14 protein-coding genes and 2 rRNA genes are annotated in these 19,224 nt (G+C 66.7%); 11 read left to right on the top strand and 5 right to left on the bottom strand.

Going from position 1 to position 19,224, the window contains the following annotated elements; all coding sequences use genetic code 11:
* Positions 1 to 87: 87 nt before the first annotated feature.
* Positions 88 to 2,736: an FHA domain-containing protein gene (locus tag PZB75_RS04785; RefSeq protein WP_275534027.1), complete on the top strand. Its 2,649-nt coding sequence runs from the start codon at positions 88 to 90 to the stop codon at positions 2,734 to 2,736.
* Between the two features lie 91 nt (positions 2,737 to 2,827).
* Here PZB75_RS04785 and PZB75_RS04780 read toward each other — a convergent pair whose 3' ends face one another.
* Positions 2,828 to 3,565 (bottom strand): transglycosylase SLT domain-containing protein, encoded by a 738-nt coding sequence (locus PZB75_RS04780; RefSeq protein ID WP_275534026.1) that lies wholly within the window; start codon positions 3,563 to 3,565, stop codon positions 2,828 to 2,830.
* Positions 3,566 to 4,226: 661 nt separating this feature from the next.
* Between PZB75_RS04780 and PZB75_RS04775 the strand changes: the two genes are divergently transcribed.
* From PZB75_RS04775 to PZB75_RS04765, 3 genes are all read left to right on the top strand, one after another.
* Positions 4,227 to 5,372 carry a GAF domain-containing sensor histidine kinase gene (locus PZB75_RS04775; RefSeq protein ID WP_275534025.1) on the top strand — a complete coding sequence of 382 codons (1,146 nt, stop codon included), beginning with the start codon at positions 4,227 to 4,229 and terminating at the stop codon, positions 5,370 to 5,372.
* Positions 5,365 to 6,009, top strand: coding sequence for a response regulator transcription factor (locus PZB75_RS04770; RefSeq protein ID WP_275534024.1), 645 nt, complete (start codon positions 5,365 to 5,367; stop codon positions 6,007 to 6,009). The genes PZB75_RS04775 and PZB75_RS04770 overlap by 8 nt, the downstream gene beginning before the upstream one ends.
* A 218-nt stretch (positions 6,010 to 6,227) precedes the next feature.
* Positions 6,228 to 6,476 carry a chaplin gene (locus PZB75_RS04765; RefSeq protein ID WP_275534023.1) on the top strand — a complete coding sequence of 83 codons (249 nt, stop codon included), beginning with the start codon at positions 6,228 to 6,230 and terminating at the stop codon, positions 6,474 to 6,476.
* A 142-nt stretch (positions 6,477 to 6,618) separates the two neighbouring features.
* On the opposite strand, the gene PZB75_RS04760 is transcribed toward PZB75_RS04765, so the two are convergent.
* Positions 6,619 to 7,407, bottom strand: coding sequence for a hypothetical protein (locus PZB75_RS04760; protein ID WP_275534022.1), 789 nt, complete (start codon positions 7,405 to 7,407; stop codon positions 6,619 to 6,621).
* A 284-nt stretch (positions 7,408 to 7,691) separates the two neighbouring features.
* On the opposite strand from PZB75_RS04760, the gene PZB75_RS04755 reads away from it, so the two are divergent.
* The 4 genes from PZB75_RS04755 (at position 7,692) to PZB75_RS04740 (ending at position 10,855) form a co-directional block, all read left to right on the top strand.
* Positions 7,692 to 8,489, top strand: a complete 798-nt coding sequence (locus tag PZB75_RS04755; protein ID WP_275534021.1) for an ABC transporter ATP-binding protein — start codon at positions 7,692 to 7,694, stop codon at positions 8,487 to 8,489.
* Positions 8,490 to 8,544: 55 nt separating this feature from the next.
* The gene (locus PZB75_RS04750; RefSeq protein ID WP_275534020.1) at positions 8,545 to 8,973 is read left to right on the top strand and encodes an NfeD family protein; all 429 of its coding nucleotides are present in this window, start codon (positions 8,545 to 8,547) and stop codon (positions 8,971 to 8,973) included.
* Between the two features lie 121 nt (positions 8,974 to 9,094).
* Positions 9,095 to 10,024 (top strand): SPFH domain-containing protein, encoded by a 930-nt coding sequence (locus PZB75_RS04745; protein WP_275534019.1) that lies wholly within the window; start codon positions 9,095 to 9,097, stop codon positions 10,022 to 10,024.
* A gap of 60 nt (positions 10,025 to 10,084) precedes the next feature.
* Positions 10,085 to 10,855 (top strand): sulfite exporter TauE/SafE family protein, encoded by a 771-nt coding sequence (locus PZB75_RS04740; RefSeq protein ID WP_275534018.1) that lies wholly within the window; start codon positions 10,085 to 10,087, stop codon positions 10,853 to 10,855.
* 75 nt (positions 10,856 to 10,930) lie between these two features.
* Here PZB75_RS04740 and PZB75_RS04735 read toward each other — a convergent pair whose 3' ends face one another.
* From PZB75_RS04735 to PZB75_RS04725, 3 genes are all read right to left on the bottom strand, one after another.
* Positions 10,931 to 11,437 (bottom strand): HNH endonuclease, encoded by a 507-nt coding sequence (locus PZB75_RS04735; RefSeq protein WP_275534017.1) that lies wholly within the window; start codon positions 11,435 to 11,437, stop codon positions 10,931 to 10,933.
* Between the two features lie 141 nt (positions 11,438 to 11,578).
* Positions 11,579 to 12,115, bottom strand: a complete 537-nt coding sequence (locus PZB75_RS04730) for a YbhB/YbcL family Raf kinase inhibitor-like protein (RefSeq protein ID WP_275534016.1) — start codon at positions 12,113 to 12,115, stop codon at positions 11,579 to 11,581.
* Positions 12,116 to 12,166: 51 nt separating this feature from the next.
* A complete protein-coding gene (locus PZB75_RS04725) occupies positions 12,167 to 12,949 on the bottom strand; it encodes a sporulation protein (protein WP_275534015.1) in 783 nt (260 codons plus the stop codon).
* 72 nt (positions 12,950 to 13,021) lie between these two features.
* Here PZB75_RS04725 and PZB75_RS04720 point away from each other — a divergent pair, with 72 nt between their 5' ends.
* The 3 genes from PZB75_RS04720 to PZB75_RS04710 all read left to right on the top strand — a co-directional run bounded on the left by PZB75_RS04720 (position 13,022) and on the right by PZB75_RS04710 (position 19,180).
* Complete coding sequence (locus tag PZB75_RS04720) at positions 13,022 to 13,663, top strand: DNA-3-methyladenine glycosylase (protein WP_275534014.1); 642 nt, start codon at positions 13,022 to 13,024, stop codon at positions 13,661 to 13,663.
* 567 nt (positions 13,664 to 14,230) lie between these two features.
* Positions 14,231 to 15,758, top strand: a 16S ribosomal RNA gene (locus PZB75_RS04715).
* A gap of 296 nt (positions 15,759 to 16,054) precedes the next feature.
* A 23S ribosomal RNA gene (locus tag PZB75_RS04710) occupies positions 16,055 to 19,180 on the top strand.
* The 16S and 23S rRNA genes sit together here, the layout of an rRNA operon.
* Positions 19,181 to 19,224 lie beyond the last annotated feature (44 nt).

The raw sequence follows: 19,224 nt of genomic DNA, 5'->3' as shown, positions 1-19,224 counted from the left end.
CAGATGTTCAGCATCCCTGGACTCCCTGCACGGGGGCGACTCGGGGGACAACAAGTGGGGCGCGGAGTGCCGGATCTCGTACTGGAAATGAACGGAAGAACCTGGACGCTCGATCCGTCCAGGTCGTACACCCTCGGACGTGATCCGCAGGGGGACCTCGTGATCGACGACGCCAGGGTGTCGTGGCGGCACGCCACGATCAGCTGGGGAGGCCGTGGCTGGGTCATCGAGGATCACGGCAGCACCAACGGTACGTACGCGCAGGGGCAGCGCGTCCAGCGGCTGGAGCTGGGAGCCGGATTCTCCGTACACCTGGGCAACGCGACCGACGGACCGAGGCTGAGCCTCACCGGCGTACCGGCGGCTGCCGGGGCGTACGGTGGCGAGGGCGCGGACACGCCCCCGGCCCCCGCGCGGCAGCCGGCACCGCCCCAGCACCAGCCACCGGTCCAGCCCCCGTACCAGCAGCCGGTCCAGCCGCAGTACCAGCAGCCCGCCCAGGGGTACCAGCCGCAGCCGGGCCCGCAGCCGGGCCCGCCGCAGCAGCCCCAGGCGTGGCAGCAGGCCCCTCAGGCCCAGCCACCCCAGGCTCAGGCGCAGCGCCCCCCGCAGGACCAGCGGCCGGACCGGCCCCAGGTCCCGCACCAGCAGCAGAACCAGCAGGCACCCCCGCGGACGCCCGGTCCGGGTGGCGACGGCGTCGCGGGGGCGTCGGCGATGTACGGCGACCGCAGCCCGACGACGTTCCACCAGCTCGACCTCGGCCGGGTGATGCGCATCGGCCGCGCGCTGGAGAACGAGCTGGTCGTCTCCGACCTCCAGGTCTCCCGGCACCACGCGGAGTTCCGCGCGACACCCGACGGCCGCTTCGAGATCACCGACCTCGGTTCCCACAACGGCACGTACGTCAACGGCCAGCCGCTCGGCAAGTCCGGCTCCGCGCTGCTCGGCCCGAACGACATCGTCGGTGTCGGACACTCGACCTTCCGGCTGGTCGGCGACCATCTGGAGGAGTTCGTCGACACCGGCGAGGTCTCCTTCTCGGCCCGTCACCTCACCGTGACGGTCGACGGCGGGAAGCAGATCCTCAAGGACGTCTCCTTCGGCGTCCCGGAGAAGTCCCTCGTCGCCGTCATCGGTCCGTCCGGCTCCGGCAAATCCACCCTGCTCAAGGCGCTCACCGGCTACCGCCCCGCCAACGAGGGCGATGTCCTCTACGACAGCCGGAACCTCTACAAGCAGTTCGCCGAGCTGCGCCAGCGCATCGGTCTGGTCCCGCAGGACGACATCCTGCACAAGGAGCTGACCGTCGCCAAGGCGCTCAAGTACGCGGCCAGGCTCCGCTTCCCCGCCGACACCACCGAGGCCGAGCGCGAGGCCCGGATTCACGAGGTGCTGGCCGAGCTGAAGCTCGACATCCACAAGGGCAAGAAGGTCAGCTCGCTCTCCGGCGGTCAGCGCAAGCGCGTCTCGGTGGCGCTGGAGCTGCTGACCAAGCCGTCGCTGATCTTCCTGGACGAGCCGACCTCCGGTCTGGACCCGGGCATGGACCGCGACGTCATGCAGCTGCTGCGGGGACTGGCGGACGACGGCCGCACGGTGCTCGTCGTCACCCACTCCGTGGCCGAGCTGGCGATCTGCGACAAGCTCCTCGTCATGGCGCCCGGCGGCGCGGTCGCCTACTTCGGCCCGCCGGAGGAAGCGCTCAACTTCTTCGGCTACGGCTCCTGGGCCGACGTCTTCTCCGCGTTCGAGAACTACCGCGACTACGACTGGGCGGGCCGCTGGCGCGGTTCGCAGCACTACCAGCTGTACGCCGCCGACCTCGACGCCGTCGCCGCCCAGCCCGCGCACATGCCGTCGCCGCAGCAGACCCGCCCGCCCAAGCCGCAGGGCTGGTCGACCCAGCTGTGGACACTGATGCGCCGGTACGTCTCGGTGATCGCGTCCGACAAGGGCTTCATGGGGCTGATGGTGATCCTGCCCGCGGTCATCGGGGTGGTGAGCGCCGTCATCCCGGCCGAGTTCGGCCTCGCGGCGCCCACTCCGCCGCACCGCTTCAACAGCAAGGCCGGGACGATCCTGCTGATCCTGACGGTCGGCATGTGCTTCTCCGGGTCCGCCAACTCCGTACGTGAACTGATCAAGGAACGCGTCATCTACGAACGCGAACGGGCCACCGGCCTGTCCCGCTCCGCCTATCTGATGTCGAAGGTGATCGTGCTCGGGGTGATCACGGCCATCCAGGGCGTGATCCTCTGCGGAATCGGCTTCGCCACCCGCGATCTGCCGGACGAGGGCCTGCTCATGCCCCCCGCCGTCGAGATGTGCGTGACCATCGGGGCGCTCGGTTTCACCTCGATGATGTTCGGCCTGGTCATCTCCTCGCTGGTGAAGACCTCCGAGAAGACCATGCCGCTGCTGGTCATGTTCGCGATCATCCAGGTCGTCTTCACCGGAGTGCTCTTCCAGGTGTACGCCTCGCCGGGACTGGAACAGTTCGCCTGGCTGATGCCGTCCCGCTGGGCGGTCGCCGGGGCCGGCACGACCCTGGACCTCGCCCGTCTGATGCCGCCGTGGGACACGGACAACCCGACCGACCTCGACCCGCTGTGGGAGCACTCCGTGGCCCAGTGGGGCACGGACCTCATGGCGCTGCTCGCCCTCGGGGCGGTCTGCGGCTTCGTCGTCGCCCGCCTGCTGCGCCGCCACGAGCCCGAGGTGATGCGCAAGTAGCCGCACGAGCGGACGCCGGCACCCCGTACGGGGTGCCGCCCTCCGGCGCATGTCCGGACCCGCTGCGATCAGTGCGCGCTGGTGGCGCTGATCAGTACGCGCTGTTCACGTTGTCGATCGAGCCGTACTTACCGGCGGCGTAGTTCGCCGCGGCGGTGATGTTGGCGACCGGGTCGTAGATGTTCTTCGGGGTGCCCTTGACGTGGAACGCGTTGAACGTCGGCGGGATCACCTGGAGCAGACCCTTGGACGGGATGCCGTTCTGGGCGTTGACGTCCCAGTTGTTGATCGCCTTCGGGTTACCGCTGGACTCCCGGATGATGTTGCGGTGCAGCCCCTCGTACGAACCCGGGATGCCCTTGGCCTTCATGATGTCGAGGGCCTCGCGAATCCAGCCGTCCAGGTTGTTCGAGTAGAGGGCCGGGCGGGAGACGGAGCGGCTGGCCGCCTGGGCCGACCGCTTCTTCGTGCCGGCCTTCGCCTTCGACGGGGCCTTCTTCTCCGCCTTGACGGCCGACGCGGCCTTCGAGGCGCTCTTCGACTGCGCGGCGGCCTTGGCCTTGGCCAGGTCGGCGGCCCTCACCAGCTGCTCGGCGGTCGAGTTCTTCTCGATGACACTCGACTGCAGGGCCTTGGACTGGGCCGTGCCGGTGGAGGAGAGGGTCACCGGAGCGGCGGACACCGCCTGCGGCTCGGTCTCGGCGTCCGAGCCACCGGGGACGAGGGAGAAGGCGAGAGCGGCGGCACCGAGAGCGGAAACTCCCGCGACGGAGAGCTTCTGGGCCTTGTTCAGACGTCGACGACGGTCAAGGATGCTGGACGCGAACATGCGGATACCTCTTCGAATAGCAGGAGTCCTCACGGAGGACGAAGACGGCTGCGCGGCGTTGCACAGATGCGTCAGGGGGACGAGTGCAATTCTTAGCGCCAGCAAAAAGCCGTGGCAAAGGTGTGACGTACGAAGCCCGTTAGTGGATCAGGAGCCGCTCTGTACCGCACGGTCCGCGCTCCCGTTCACCCGGGTCCTGCTTGGGCGACAACTAGCAGGGTTCGTAAGTGACGTGGGTCCTATGCGCGGGCTCACATGGGGCCCCCGTCGATCTCACGGTAAGTTGCGTCAGCAATTCGGAGGGTCAGCGTCCGTTTTCTCGGAAGGGCGGGGAGGAGGGGGCACCCCGACGCGTTCACCGCCGCACCGCCCCGGGGCACTGTCGGCCGGGCGCCGCGCCGCCCCCGCGCGGCCGTGTCGCCCCGCCGCCCGGTACCCGCGGCCTTGTCGTGGCGCCCGCCTCCTCCCCTTTCTCGCCCGCCCGCCTCCTTCTCGTTCCGCGGCCTTGCCACACGCAGCCCCGCGGCCCCGCCCCCTCACACACACCGCCCCGGCCCCGCCGTCCCGCTCCTCCCGGCCGTACGACCTAGTCCCTCAGCCCTGGTCAGCGGCCGTCCACAGGCCGATACGCGGGGTCGGCGGCCGCCGGTACGGTGAGGTCATGAGCCATCGCCCCTCGTCGGGTCTCGCCGCGGTGAGTGCCGCGCTGCTCGCCATGAGCCGGCATCTCGAAACGCGTGACGTCCTCAAGACGATCGTGGCGTCCGCCCGCGAGCTGCTGGACGCCGAATACGCGGCTCTCGGTGTCCCCGACGACCACGGCGGCTTCGCCCAGTTCGTCGTCGACGGCGTCAGCGAGGAGCAGTGGAAGGCCATCGGGCCCCTGCCCCGGCAGCACGGCATCCTCGCCGCGATGCTCCACGACGCGAAGCCGGAACGCCTCGCGGACGTCCGTGAGGACCCGCGCTTCGAGGGCTGGCCCGACGCCCACCCGGACATGTCCGACTTCCTCGGGCTGCCCGTCAAGGACGGCGACGAGACCATCGGCGCCCTCTTCCTCGCGAACAAGCGCTGCCCCAGACCGCTGGGCGGCTGCGGCTTCACCGCCGAGGACGAGGAACTGCTCTCGATCCTGGCCCAGCACGCGGCCATCGCCCTCACCAACGCCCGCCTGTACGAGCGCAGCCGCGAACTCACCATCGCGGAGGAGCGCTCCAGGCTCGCCCACGACCTGCACGACGCGGTCAGCCAGAAACTGTTCTCGCTCCGTCTGACCGCCCAGGCGGCCGCCGCCCTGGTGGACCGCGATCCGAGCCGGGCCAAGGACGAGCTCCAGCAGGTCGCGGCCCTCGCCGCCGAAGCCGCGGACGAGCTCCGCGCGGCCGTGGTCGAGCTGCGCCCCGCCGCCCTCGACGACGACGGCCTCGTCGCCACCCTCCGCACCCAGGCCCGGGTCCTGGACCGCGCGCACACCGCCCGGGTCACCTTCGAGAGCGCCGGGGTGCGCGCCCTGCCCGCGGCTCAGGAGGAGGCGCTGCTGCGGGTCTCCCAGGAGGCCCTGCACAACGCGCTGCGTCACTCCGGGGCCGCGCACGTCGGGGTCGTACTCGCCCGGCGCGGCCGTGGCACGGTGCTGCGGATCACCGATGACGGCCGCGGCTTCGACCCCACGGCCGTCCGGCGGGCGGGCCGCCACCTGGGGCTGGTGTCGATGCGCGACCGCGCGGGCGGCGTCGGCGGAACGCTCACCGTTGAATCGGCGCCCGGCACGGGCACGACGATCGAGATGGAGGTCCCCGGTGGCTGACAGGATCATCCGGGTGCTGCTGGTCGACGACCATCAGGTGGTACGCCGGGGACTGCGGACGTTCCTGGAGATCCAGGACGACATAGAAGTGGTCGGGGAGGCGTCCGACGGCGCGGAGGGGGTCGCCGCCGCCGAGCAGCTGCGTCCCGACGTGGTGCTGATGGACATCAAGATGCCGGGCACCGACGGCATCGAGGCGCTGCGCGGGCTCCGGGAGCTGGACAACCCGGCGAAGGTGCTGATCGTCACCAGTTTCACCGAGCAGCGCACGGTGGTTCCCGCCCTGCGCGCGGGAGCGTCGGGTTACGTGTACAAGGACGTCGACCCGGACGCGCTGGCCGGTGCCATCCGCTCGGTGCACGCGGGCCATGTCCTGCTCCAGCCGGAGGTCGCGGGGGCCCTGCTGGCCCAGGAGGACGCGGGCGGTGGTACGGGCCGGGGGAGCACCCTCACCGAGCGGGAGCGCGAAGTGCTCGGCCTGATCGCCGACGGGCGTTCCAACCGGGAGATCGCCCGCGCGCTCGTGCTCTCCGAGAAGACCGTCAAGACGCATGTCTCGAACATCCTGATGAAGCTGGATCTCTCGGACAGGACCCAGGCGGCACTCTGGGCGGTCCGGAACGGGGCCGCGGGCTGAGGGGCCCGTCGGCGGCCGACCATGAGCACGACCGGGCACCTGAGCCGCGTACCGAGCCGCCCATCCGAGCCCTCCGATGTGAACACCTGTTCGCGACCGGACTGAGATTCATACTGTCGGGTGTATGTCACTCGTACGGCGCACCCTGAGCTGCCGGTGACCGTTCTCCAGGGCGTGCTGCGGCGGCCGGCCGCGGCGATACCAGGAGGAAACCCGAAGTGAAGAACCTCAAGAAGGCCGCTGCCGTCACCATGATCGCGGGCGGGATCATCGCCGCCGGTGCCGGCGCGGCCTCCGCCGCCGGCCACGGCGCGGGGGCCCACGGCGCGGCCGTCAACTCCCCGGGCGTGATCAGCGGCAACACCGTCCAGGTCCCGGTGGACGTCCCGGTGAACGTGGTCGGCAACACCATCAACGTGGTCGGCCTGCTCAACCCCGCCTTCGGCAACCTCGGCGTGAACGGCTGACCACCCAAGGTCATTACGGCCACCTGTGGCCACCCGGTGGCCACCCACGGCCGCACACGGCTCCCTCGGCCCCCGGGCGACCACGCCCGGGGGCCGAGGGCGGCTCCCCCCGACGCCGTCCGTACGCCTGCCCACCCCTCCCTCAGCGCCGGTCCCGCCCGGCCTCCTCCACGTACGCGTTGTAGGCCGCCACCTGCGCCCGTCGCGCCACCCGCTCCACCGGCCTCAGCACCTCCCCGCGCGCCGCGATCTCCGACGCGCTCACCGCGCCGCCCGGCCCGTGCTCGTACGCCACCGAGACCAGCAGCCCGACCCGCTGAGCCAGCTCCAGCACCCGTACCGCCCGTGGCGGATACCCCGGCGCGAGCACGTCGCGCTCGCGCTCCGCCCGTGCCCGGTAGGCGTCCACAGCCGCCTCCGCCACCGGACCCGCCCCGGCGACGTCCAGCCGCGCCAGCGCCGTGGTCGCCTCCCGCAGGGCCTCCGCCAGCTCCCGCTCCGCCTCGCCCAGCGACGGCACGTCCGCGGGCGGCGCCTCCCGCACCGGCAGCGAGCGCCACACCACCTCCACCCGCACATCCCCGGGCGGCCCCGCCTCGAACACCTCGGGCACCAGCCCGTACGGCGCTCCCGACGACACCACCGCCTCCTCCGCGTCCAGTGCCCGCGCGTTGAACTCCGGCGGACCGCTCAGCCCCAGCGGATGCCCCGGCACCGGCAGGGCGACCCGGAAACCCGTCACCCCCAGCGCCCGAAGCCGCCCCAGGGCCAGCGTGAGCCCGACCGGCCCCGCCTCACCCGGCAGCCCCTCGACGCGGTGCACCGCGTCGTCCCCGACAATCGCGAGCGCCGCGTCGTCCGGCGACACCTGTCCGGCCAGCAGCGCGTTCCCCCAGGCGGCAAGCCGCCCTGAGCGTGGTTCCGAAAGCATGGGAACAGCCTAAGAGCTGTCCCGTCGCCCCCGGCGGGCCCGCGACGAAGCCGCAGCACCCCACGCTTCACCGGAACATCCGCATGTGTCCGGTATGCGCATTCCCCTCCGCCCTGCGGCGCACCGCGTCCGACGCCGCACGCCGCTCCGCCACGAACGGCGGGGCAGCCCCTGGGGAACCGACCTACCGGCCGGTGCGCTTCCGCGGTGGCGTAGGTTTTCCTTGGGAGCCGTGCCTCCAGGCACGCGACGATTCCAAGACTGCATGGGGAGACAAGGCGCTCATGAGCGATGTACTGGAGCTGGTGGACGTTTCCGTGGTCCGCGACGGACGTGCTCTGGTGGACGACGTCTCCTGGTCGGTCAAGGAAGGGGAGCGCTGGGTCATCCTCGGCCCGAACGGCGCGGGCAAGACCACCCTCCTCAACATCGCGTCCAGCTACCTCTTCCCGACCACCGGCACCGCCACCGTCCTCGGTGAACGTCTCGGCGGCGTCGGTACGGACGTCTTCGACCTCCGCCCCCGCATCGGCATCGCGGGCGTCGCCCTGGCCGAGAAGCTGCCCAAGCGCCAGACCGTGCTCCAGACGGTCCTCACCGCCGCGTACGGCATGACCGCCACCTGGAACGAGAACTACGACGCCGTCGACGAGGACCGCGCCCGCGCCTTCCTCGACCGGCTCGGCATGACCGACTACCTCGACCGCCGGTTCGGCACCCTCTCCGAGGGCGAGCGCAAGCGCACCCTGATCGCCCGCGCGATGATGACCGACCCCGAGCTGCTGCTCCTCGACGAACCCGCCGCGGGCCTCGACCTCGGCGGCCGTGAGGACCTGGTCCGCCGCCTGGGCCGGCTCGCCCGCGATCCGTACGCCCCCTCGATGGTCATGGTCACCCACCACGTCGAGGAGATCGCCCCCGGCTTCACACACGTCCTGATGATCCGCCAGGGCAAGGTCCTCGCCGCGGGCCCGATGGAGACCGAGCTCAGCTCCCGGAACCTCTCCCTCTGCTTCGGGCTGCCGCTCGTCGTCGAGCACACCGGCGACCGCTACACCGCCCGCGGACTGCCCCTCTCCTGACACCCCGTCGCCCGCGCCCTGTCCGTAACGGGGCTCACGGTCCTACCATGACCAGGTGGACATCGACGCGTGGGTGTGGTGGCTGATCGGGGCCGCGGGACTGGGCATCCCGCTGGTCGTGACCGCGATGCCCGAATTCGGGATGCTCGCCGTCGGAGCGGTCGGCGCGGCGATCGTCGCGGCCCTCGGAGGCGGCGTCGTCGCCCAGGTCCTGGTCTTCGTCGTGGTCTCGGTGGCGCTCATCGCCGTCGTCCGGCCGATCGCGGCCAGACACCGGTCGGGCCGGTCCGGGTACGCCACCGGCATCGACGCGCTGAAGGGCCGTCAGGCGACCGTCCTGGAACGGGTCGACGGCAGCGGCGGCAGGATCAAGCTCGCCGGAGAGATCTGGTCGGCCCGCGCACTCGACGGCGACCAGAGCTACGACCCCGGACAGCAGGTCGACGTCGTGGACATCGACGGGGCCACCGCCGTCGTCATGTGACCGAACGGCACACGCGGCAGGCCCACTTCTGCGAGACTCGATGTCGATCATCATTTGACCGACCTCGACACCGATCCCGAACATCGCGATCCGTCGGCAACCGAAGGGCACGAGGAACACGATGCAACCGATCATCATCGTTCTGATCATTCTGGTGGTGCTCGTCTTCATCGCCCTGATCAAGACGATCCAGATCATTCCACAGGCCAGCGCCGCCATCGTGGAGCGCTTCGGCCGCTACACCCGAACCCTCAACGCGGGCCTGAACATCGTCGTTCCGTTCATCGACACCATCCGCAACCGGATCGACCTCCGCGAGCAGGTCGTCCCCTTCCCGCCCCAGCCGGTGATCACCCAGGACAACCTGGTCGTCAACATCGACACCGTCATCTACTACCAGGTGACCGACGCCCGCGCCGCGACCTACGAGGTCGCCAGCTACATCCAGGCGATCGAGCAGCTGACCGTCACCACCCTCCGCAACATCATCGGCGGCATGGACCTGGAGCGGACCCTCACCTCCCGCGAGGAGATCAACGCGGCCCTCCGCGGTGTCCTCGACGAGGCCACCGGCAAGTGGGGCATCCGCGTCAACCGCGTCGAGCTCAAGGCCATCGAGCCGCCGACCTCCATCCAGGACTCGATGGAGAAGCAGATGCGCGCCGACCGGGACAAGCGCGCCGCGATCCTCCAGGCCGAGGGCACGCGCCAGTCCGCGATCCTCACCGCCGAGGGCGAGAAGCAGTCCGCGATCCTGCGCGCCGAGGGTGAGGCCAAGGCCGCCGCCCTGCGCGCCGACGGCGAGGCCCAGGCCATCCGCACGGTCTTCGAGTCCATCCACGCCGGAGACCCGGACCAGAAGCTCCTCGCGTACCAGTACCTCCAGATGCTTCCGAAGATCGCCGAGGGCGACGCCAACAAGCTCTGGATCGTGCCCAGCGAGATCGGCGACGCGCTCAAGGGCCTCAGCGGCGCCTTCGGCAACCTCGGCGACGGCATGCCCGGCTTCAGCACCGGCAAGGAGCGCCGCGAGCAGCCCCCGCTCGACTGACACGTACACGCCTCGTGCATGATCGACGCACCAAGAACCGATCATGCACGGGGGCACAGCGTGACCATCTGGGAGATGCTCGCCGTCTTCGTCGCGGGCATCAGCGCGGGCACCATCAACACCATCGTCGGCTCGGGAACACTGATCACCTTCCCGGTCCTGCTCGCCACCGGTCTGCCACCGGTCACCGCCACGGTGTCCAACGCCCTCGGCCTGATCCCCGGCTCCATCAGCGGCGCCATCGGCTACCGCGAGGAACTCGCGGGCCAGGGCCGCCGGGTGCGGAAGCTCGCCGTCGGTTCGCTCATCGGCGGCCTCACGGGCGCCACCCTCCTGCTGTCCCTGCCTTCGACGGCCTTCGAGACCATCGTCCCGGCCCTGGTGGCCCTCGCCCTCGTCCTGGTCATCCTCCAGCCCCGCATCTCCAGGGCCGTGCGACGCCGCCGCGAGGAAGCCGGAGCGGGCCCCACCCGCCCCGACGGCGGCCCGCTCCTCCTGGTCGGCCTCACACTCGCCAGCGTCTACGGCGGCTACTTCACCGCCGCGCAGGGAATCATCTACCTCTCCCTGATGGGCATGCTGCTCGACGACACCATGCAGCGCCTCAACGCCGTCAAGAACGTCCTCGCCGCCCTCGTCAACTCCGTCGCCGCGCTCTTCTTCCTCTTCGTCGCGGACTTCGACTGGACGGCCGTCGCACTGATCGCGGTCGGCTCGGCACTCGGCGGCCAGATCGGTGCCAGGATCGGCCGCCGCCTCAGCCCCGTCGTCCTGCGCACCCTCATCGTGCTGGTCGGCACGGCGGCCATCGTCCAACTGCTGCTCCGCTGACACCGGGGAGCCCGCCGCGACGCGGAGACGGACTCGCGGTACGACAGCACGCGGACGACCACACGTACCCGACGGCTACGCCGCGGACCGCTCCAGCCATCCCGGCAGCACCGGCCGGACACCGCCCCCGAGCGACAGCAGCATCGCGTCGGCGGGTGACGGCACGAAGGGTTCGCGCAGCAGAGGCATCCCCGCCTGCTCCGGCGTCCGGGCCGCCTTCCGGTGATTGTCCTCGGAGCAGGACGCCACCGTGTTCAGCCAGGTGTCCTGACCTCCCTGGGCGCGCGGCACCACATGATCCACGGTCGTCGCCCGCCGCCCGCAGTACGCGCACCGGTGCTGGTCCCGGACCAGCACGCCCCTCCTCGACCACGGCGCCTGTCTTCGGAACGGCACCCGGACGTACCGGCTGAGCCTGATCACCAACGGCACCGGCAGCTCCACAGCGGCGGCACGCATCCGGAGCCCCGGGTGCGCCTGCTCCACGACGGCCTTGTCCTGGAGGACCAGCACCACCGCGCGGTTCGAGGTCACCGTCGACAGTGGCTCGAAGCTCGCGTTCAGAACCAGCGTGTCCCGCATCCCGCCCACCTCCCGTGTGCCGCCCGCCCGACGGCGGGCCCGGATCAACTCTGTCCGGGCCCGCCGTGATGGACAACGCAATAAAAAGGCCCTGCCCTGGTCTCTCCAGGACCAGGGCAGGGCAAACAGATGGCCGAACGCTCAGCCCTCCTCGGGAGTCGCGTACTCACCGATCAACTGGGCGCGGCCGAGGGTGTGGAACCGCAGATTGAAACCGACCGCGGCGGGCGAAGCGTCGCTGTCGGGACCGAGCTTCTCGCTGTCCACCGCGTACACGGTGAAGACGTAGCGGTGGTTCTCCCCGGCCGGCGGCGCCGCGCCGCCGAACTCCCTGGTCCCGTAGTCGTTACGGACCTGCACGGCCCCCTCGGGCAGCGCACCGGACTTCCCGCTGCCCGCCCCCGCCGGAAGCTCCGTGACCGTGGCCGGGATGTCGAAGACCGACCAGTGCCAGAACCCGCTGCCCGTCGGGGCGTCCGGATCGAAGCACGTCACGGCGAAACTCTTCGTCCCGGCCGGGAACCCCTCCCAGCGCAGCTGAGGGGAGGTGTTCCCGCCGGCGAACGCCTGGGCGTCCGCCAGCACACCCCCCGGCGCCAGATCGTCGCTCACCACCGTGAACGACGGCACCTCCGGATGGAAGTCGTGCGGCAGCGGCGGCCTCTTCGACTCGGCCACGTCAGTACCTCCTGATCGGATACGGCTCTTCCCACCGACCCTAACGAGTCCTCACAGCCAGTTGCGCCGACCGCCGACCTCGGCGAGCCACTGGTTGAGGTACCCGGCCCAGTCGGTGTTCCCGTAGTCGTACAGACCGACCTGGAACGAGCGGTACGAGTCGCTGCCCTCGCTGAACAGCCCCGGCTTCTTGTCCATCTCCAGGACGACGTCCATCTCACGGTCGTCCGCGACGAACGTCAGCTCGACCTGGTTCAGCCCCCGGTACCGCTCCGGCGGGAAGAACTCGATCTCCTGGTAGAACGGCAGCCGCTGCCGCGTGCCCCGGATGTGTCCGCGTTCCATGTCGGCGCTGCGGAACCTGAAGCCGAGTTCACCGAAGGCGTCCAGGATCGCCTGCTGCGCCGGCAGCGGGTGCACGTTGACCGGGTCGAGGTCGCCGGAGTCCAGGGCGCGGGCGATCTCCAGCTCGGTGGTCACACCGATGTTCATACCGTGCAGATGCTGACCGGCGAACGTGGTGACCGGCGTCTCCCACGGGATCTCCAGACCGAACGGCACCACGTGCACGGCCCCGGCCCGCACCTCGAACGCGCCGCCGAGCCGCAGCTTGGTGAACTCGATGTCCTGCTTGGTCTCCTGCTCACCGCCCTCGACCTCGACCCGGGCCTGGAGGCCGACGGAGAGCCCTTCGATCCGCTGATCCACCGATCCGCCCTGAACGCGCACCTCGCCCTGCACGACCCCGCCGGGTACGACGTCCGGTCCGGTCAGCTCGGTCTCCACCGAGGCACCGCCCGCACCCATGCTCGCGAGCAGTCGTTTGAAGCCCATGTCTTCTCCTCCTAGGTCCTGATCCCTACTTACGCGTCATGGCCGCCATCGGTTCCCGTACCCTCGGACTCCATGACCGAGGGCCTTGAACGTACGCCGCTGCCGCGGGAATTCTTCGACCGTCCGGTGCTGGAGGTGGCGCCGGACCTGCTGGGCCGGATTCTCGTCCGGACGACCGACGAGGGCGTCATGGAACTGCGTCTCACCGAGGTCGAGGCGTACGCGGGCGAGATCGATCCCGGGTCGCACGCCTTCCGCGGCCGGACGGCCCGGAACGACGTGATGTTCGGTCCGCCGGGTCACGCCTACGTCTACTTCACCTACGGCATGTGGCACTGCCTGAACCTCGTCTGTGGACCCGAGGGGAAGGCGAGCGGGGTGCTGCTGAGGGCCGGCGAGATTCATGTCGGCGCGGACCTCACTCGCAAGCGTCGACTTTCGGCCCGTCATGACGGAGAACTGGCCAAGGGCCCGGCCCGGCTGGCCACGGCGCTCGCCGTCGACCGGGCGCTGAACGGCACCGATGTCATCGCCGGACCAGGTGCACCCCTGTCGGTGCTGCACGGCACTCCGCCACCCGGCGACCTGGTGCGCAGCGGCCCGCGGACCGGGGTGGGCGGCGACGGTGCCGTGCACCCGTGGCGCTTCTGGATCGACGGTGATCCGACCGTGAGTCCGTACCGCGCCCACGCGCCACGCCGTCGCGCAACTTGACTCGCCCCTATCGGGCCCCTAATGTGGTCCGAGCCGCTTGAAACGAGCACTGTGATCGGCGCGGTCCCACGGATCGCACACCGGACATCTCGAAGCGGCCAACCACTACCTACGAATCACCCTGACGGGTAAGTGTCTCGGCATGCCGAAATATGAACTCACCGGCTCGATTATGTGCCGCCAGGGGAATCCGCTAAAGTAGTGGACACGCCGAAAGGCAAAAGGCCACTCCAAAGGCCACCGGAATCAAATTCGGACCGGAAACGGAACGAAAAAGAGTCTGGTAAGGTTGGAAGCACAGAAGGGAAGCGCCCGGAGGAAAGCCCGAGAGGGTGAGTACGAAGGAAGCGTCCGTTCCTTGAGAACTCAACAGCGTGCCAAAAGTCAACGCCAGATATGTTGATACCCCGGCCTGTTTCGGCAGGTTGGTGGTTCCTTTGAAAGTCCTGTTCACCGGTCCTTGTGGCTGGGGGCAGGCAATGACACAGCGAGGACGCTGTGGATGACCGGTCTTATTCCGACCGGTTGTTCCGCTCTCGTGATGTGTGTCCCGATTACGGGAAAACATTCACGGAGAGTTTGATCCTGGCTCAGGACGAACGCTGGCGGCGTGCTTAACACATGCAAGTCGAACGATGAAGCCTTTCGGGGTGGATTAGTGGCGAACGGGTGAGTAACACGTGGGCAATCTGCCCTGCACTCTGGGACAAGCCCTGGAAACGGGGTCTAATACCGGATAATACTCTGTCCCGCATGGGATGGGGTTGAAAGCTCCGGCGGTGCAGGATGAGCCCGCGGCCTATCAGCTTGTTGGTGGGGTGATGGCCTACCAAGGCGACGACGGGTAGCCGGCCTGAGAGGGCGACCGGCCACACTGGGACTGAGACACGGCCCAGACTCCTACGGGAGGCAGCAGTGGGGAATATTGCACAATGGGCGAAAGCCTGATGCAGCGACGCCGCGTGAGGGATGACGGCCTTCGGGTTGTAAACCTCTTTCAGCAGGGAAGAAGCGCAAGTGACGGTACCTGCAGAAGAAGCGCCGGCTAACTACGTGCCAGCAGCCGCGGTAATACGTAGGGCGCAAGCGTTGTCCGGAATTATTGGGCGTAAAGAGCTCGTAGGCGGCTTGTCACGTCGGTTGTGAAAGCCCGGGGCTTAACCCCGGGTCTGCAGTCGATACGGGCAGGCTAGAGTGTGGTAGGGGAGATCGGAATTCCTGGTGTAGCGGTGAAATGCGCAGATATCAGGAGGAACACCGGTGGCGAAGGCGGATCTCTGGGCCATTACTGACGCTGAGGAGCGAAAGCGTGGGGAGCGAACAGGATTAGATACCCTGGTAGTCCACGCCGTAAACGTTGGGAACTAGGTGTTGGCGACATTCCACGTCGTCGGTGCCGCAGCTAACGCATTAAGTTCCCCGCCTGGGGAGTACGGCCGCAAGGCTAAAACTCAAAGGAATTGACGGGGGCCCGCACAAGCAGCGGAGCATGTGGCTTAATTCGACGCAACGCGAAGAACCTTACCAAGGCTTGACATACACCGGAAAGCATCAGAGATGGTGCCCCCCTTGTGGTCGGTGTACAGGTGGTGCATGGCTGTCGTCAGCTCGTGTCGTGAGATGTTGGGTTAAGTCCCGCAACGAGCGCAACCCTTGTCCTGTGTTGCCAGCATGCCCTTCGGGGTGATGGGGACTCACAGGAGACCGCCGGGGTCAACTCGGAGGAAGGTGGGGACGACGTCAAGTCATCATGCCCCTTATGTCTTGGGCTGCACACGTGCTACAATGGCCGGTACAATGAGCTGCGATGTCGTGAGGCGGAGCGAATCTCAAAAAGCCGGTCTCAGTTCGGATTGGGGTCTGCAACTCGACCCCATGAAGTCGGAGTTGCTAGTAATCGCAGATCAGCATTGCTGCGGTGAATACGTTCCCGGGCCTTGTACACACCGCCCGTCACGTCACGAAAGTCGGTAACACCCGAAGCCGGTGGCCCAACCCCTTTGTGGGGAGGGAGCTGTCGAAGGTGGGACTGGCGATTGGGACGAAGTCGTAACAAGGTAGCCGTACCGGAAGGTGCGGCTGGATCACCTCCTTTCTAAGGAGCATCTAGACCCTGCGAGGGGTCCAGAGCCACTACGTCGGCATCTGTCCGGCGGTGGTCAGCTCATGGGTGGAACGTTGACTATTCGGTCTGGTTGGGTCTTGTTCATTAGTACTGCTTCGGCGTGGAACGTGAGGAGGGTTTGACCGGTCCGGGCACGCTGTTGGGTATCTGAAGGTACGGCCGTCAGGTCGCCTTCGGACACCGGCCCCGGTACAGCATCGCGCGAGCGGTGTGTGACGGGTGACTGGTCGTTGCTTGAGAACTGCACAGTGGACGCGAGCATCTGTGGCCAAGTTTTTAAGGGCGCACGGTGGATGCCTTGGCACCAGGAACCGATGAAGGACGTGGGAGGCCACGATAGGCCCCGGGGAGCTGTCAACCAAGCTTTGATCCGGGGGTGTCCGAATGGGGAAACCCGGCAGTCGTCATGGGCTGTCACCCGCTGCTGAACACATAGGCAGTGTGGAGGGAACGAGGGGAAGTGAAACATCTCAGTACCCTCAGGAAGAGAAAACAACCGTGATTCCGGGAGTAGTGGCGAGCGAAACTGGATGAGGCCAAACCGTATGTGTGTGATACCCGGCAGGGGTTGCGCATGCGGGGTTGTGGGAGTTCTCTTGATCAATCTGCCGATTGGTCGGCAAGTCAGAAACCGTTGGTGTAGGCGAAGGACATGCGAAAGGTCCGGCGTAGAGGGTAAGACCCCCGTAGCTGAAACATCAACGGCTTGCTTGAGAATTTCCCAAGTAGCACGGGGCCCGAGAAATCCCGTGTGAATCTGGCGGGACCACCCGCTAAGCCTAAATATTCCCTGGTGACCGATAGCGGATAGTACCGTGAGGGAATGGTGAAAAGTACCGCGGGAGCGGAGTGAAATAGTACCTGAAACCGTGTGCCTACAAGCCGTGGGAGCGTCGCGCATCGAGCTTGCTCGGTGCGTCGTGACTGCGTGCCTTTTGAAGAATGAGCCTGCGAGTTTGCGGTGTGTTGCGAGGTTAACCCGTGTGGGGAAGCCGTAGCGAAAGCGAGTCCTAATAGGGCGTTTTAGTAGCGCGCTCAAGACCCGAAGCGGAGTGATCTAGCCATGGGCAGGTTGAAGCGGAGGTAAGACTTCGTGGAGGACCGAACCCACCAGGGTTGAAAACCTGGGGGATGACCTGTGGTTAGGGGTGAAAGGCCAATCAAACTCCGTGATAGCTGGTTCTCCCCGAAATGCATTTAGGTGCAGCGTCGTGTGTTTCTTGCCGGAGGTAGAGCACTGGATAGGCGATGGGCCCTACCGGGTTACTGACCTTAGCCAAACTCCGAATGCCGGTAAGTGAGAGCGCGGCAGTGAGACTGTGGGGGATAAGCTCCATGGTCGAGAGGGAAACAGCCCAGAGCATCGACTAAGGCCCCTAAGCGTACGCTAAGTGGGAAAGGATGTGGAGTCGCAGAGACAACCAGGAGGTTGGCTTAGAAGCAGCCATCCTTGAAAGAGTGCGTAATAGCTCACTGGTCAAGTGATTCCGCGCCGACAATGTAGCGGGGCTCAAGCGTACCGCCGAAGTCGTGTCATTTCAGCATGTACTCCTAACGGGGGCTGGGATGGGTAGGGGAGCGTCGTGTGCCGGGTGAAGCAGCCGCGGAAGCGAGTTGTGGACGGTTCACGAGTGAGAATGCAGGCATGAGTAGCGATACACACGTGAGAAACGTGTGCGCCGATTGACTAAGGGTTCCTGGGTCAAGCTGATCTGCCCAGGGTAAGTCGGGACCTAAGGCGAGGCCGACAGGCGTAGTCGATGGACAACCGGTTGATATTCCGGTACCCGCTTTGAAACGCCCAGTACTGAATCAGGCGATGCTAAGTCCGTGAAGCCGGCCTGATCTCTTCGGAGTTGAGGGTAGTGGTGGAGCCGACGATCCAGACTTGTATTAGGTAAGCGATGGGGTGACGCAGGAAGGTAGTCCAGCCCGGGCGGTGGTTGTCCCGGGGTAAGGGTGTAGCCCGTTGTGCAGGTAAATCCGTGCAACATGGAGGGTGAGACCTGATGCCGAGCCGATTGTGGTGAAGTGGATGATCCTATGCTGTCGAGAAAAGCCTCTAGCGAGTTTCATGGCGGCCCGTACCCTAAACCGACTCAGGTAGTCAGGTAGAGAATACCGAGGCGTTCGGGTGAACTATGGTTAAGGAACTCGGCAAAATGCCCCCGTAACTTCGGGAGAAGGGGGCCATTTCTGGTGATTGGGCTTTGCTCCATGAGCTGGGGGTGGCCGCAGAGACCAGCGAGAAGCGACTGTTTACTAAAAACACAGGTCCGTGCGAAGCCGTAAGGCGATGTATACGGACTGACGCCTGCCCGGTGCTGGAACGTTAAGGGGACCGGTTAGTGCGCTTTCGGGTGTGCGAAGCTGAGAACTTAAGCGCCAGTAAACGGCGGTGGTAACTATAACCATCCTAAGGTAGCGAAATTCCTTGTCGGGTAAGTTCCGACCTGCACGAATGGCGTAACGACTTCTCGACTGTCTCAACCATAGGCCCGGTGAAATTGCACTACGAGTAAAGATGCTCGTTTCGCGCAGCAGGACGGAAAGACCCCGGGACCTTTACTATAGTTTGATATTGGTGTTCGGTTCGGCTTGTGTAGGATAGGTGGGAGACTGTGATGTGGCCACGCCAGTGGTTGCGGAGTCGTCGTTGAAATACCACTCTGGTCGTGCTGGATGTCTAACCTGGGTCCGTGATCCGGATCAGGGACAGTGTCTGATGGGTAGTTTAACTGGGGCGGTTGCCTCCTAAAGAGTAACGGAGGCGCCCAAAGGTTCCCTCAGCCTGGTTGGTAATCAGGTGTTGAGTGTAAGTGCACAAGGGAGCTTGACTGTGAGACCGACGGGTCGAGCAGGGACGAAAGTCGGGACTAGTGATCCGGCGGTGGCTTGTGGAAGCGCCGTCGCTCAACGGATAAAAGGTACCCCGGGGATAACAGGCTGATCTTCCCCAAGAGTCCATATCGACGGGATGGTTTGGCACCTCGATGTCGGCTCGTCGCATCCTGGGGCTGGAGTCGGTCCCAAGGGTTGGGCTGTTCGCCCATTAAAGCGGTACGCGAGCTGGGTTTAGAACGTCGTGAGACAGTTCGGTCCCTATCCGCTGTGCGCGTAGGAATATTGAGAAGGGCTGTCCCTAGTACGAGAGGACCGGGACGGACGAACCTCTGGTGTGCCAGTTGTCCTGCCAAGGGCATGGCTGGTTGGCTACGTTCGGAAAGGATAACCGCTGAAAGCATCTAAGCGGGAAGCCTGCTTCGAGATGAGTATTCCCACCTCCTTTGAGGGGTTAAGGCTCCCAGTAGACGACTGGGTTGATAGGCCAGATGTGGAAGCCTGGTAACGGGTGGAGCTGACTGGTACTAATAGGCCGAGGGCTTGTCCTCAGTTGCTCGCGTCCACTGTGTTGTTCCCGGGTTGCGAACAGTCG

The organism is Streptomyces sp. AM 4-1-1 (genome assembly GCF_029167625.1).
Taxonomy (GTDB): Bacteria; Actinomycetota; Actinomycetes; order Streptomycetales; family Streptomycetaceae; genus Streptomyces.
Note: the sequence above shows the minus strand (reverse complement) of the source record. Positions and strands in the feature narration are given on the sequence as shown.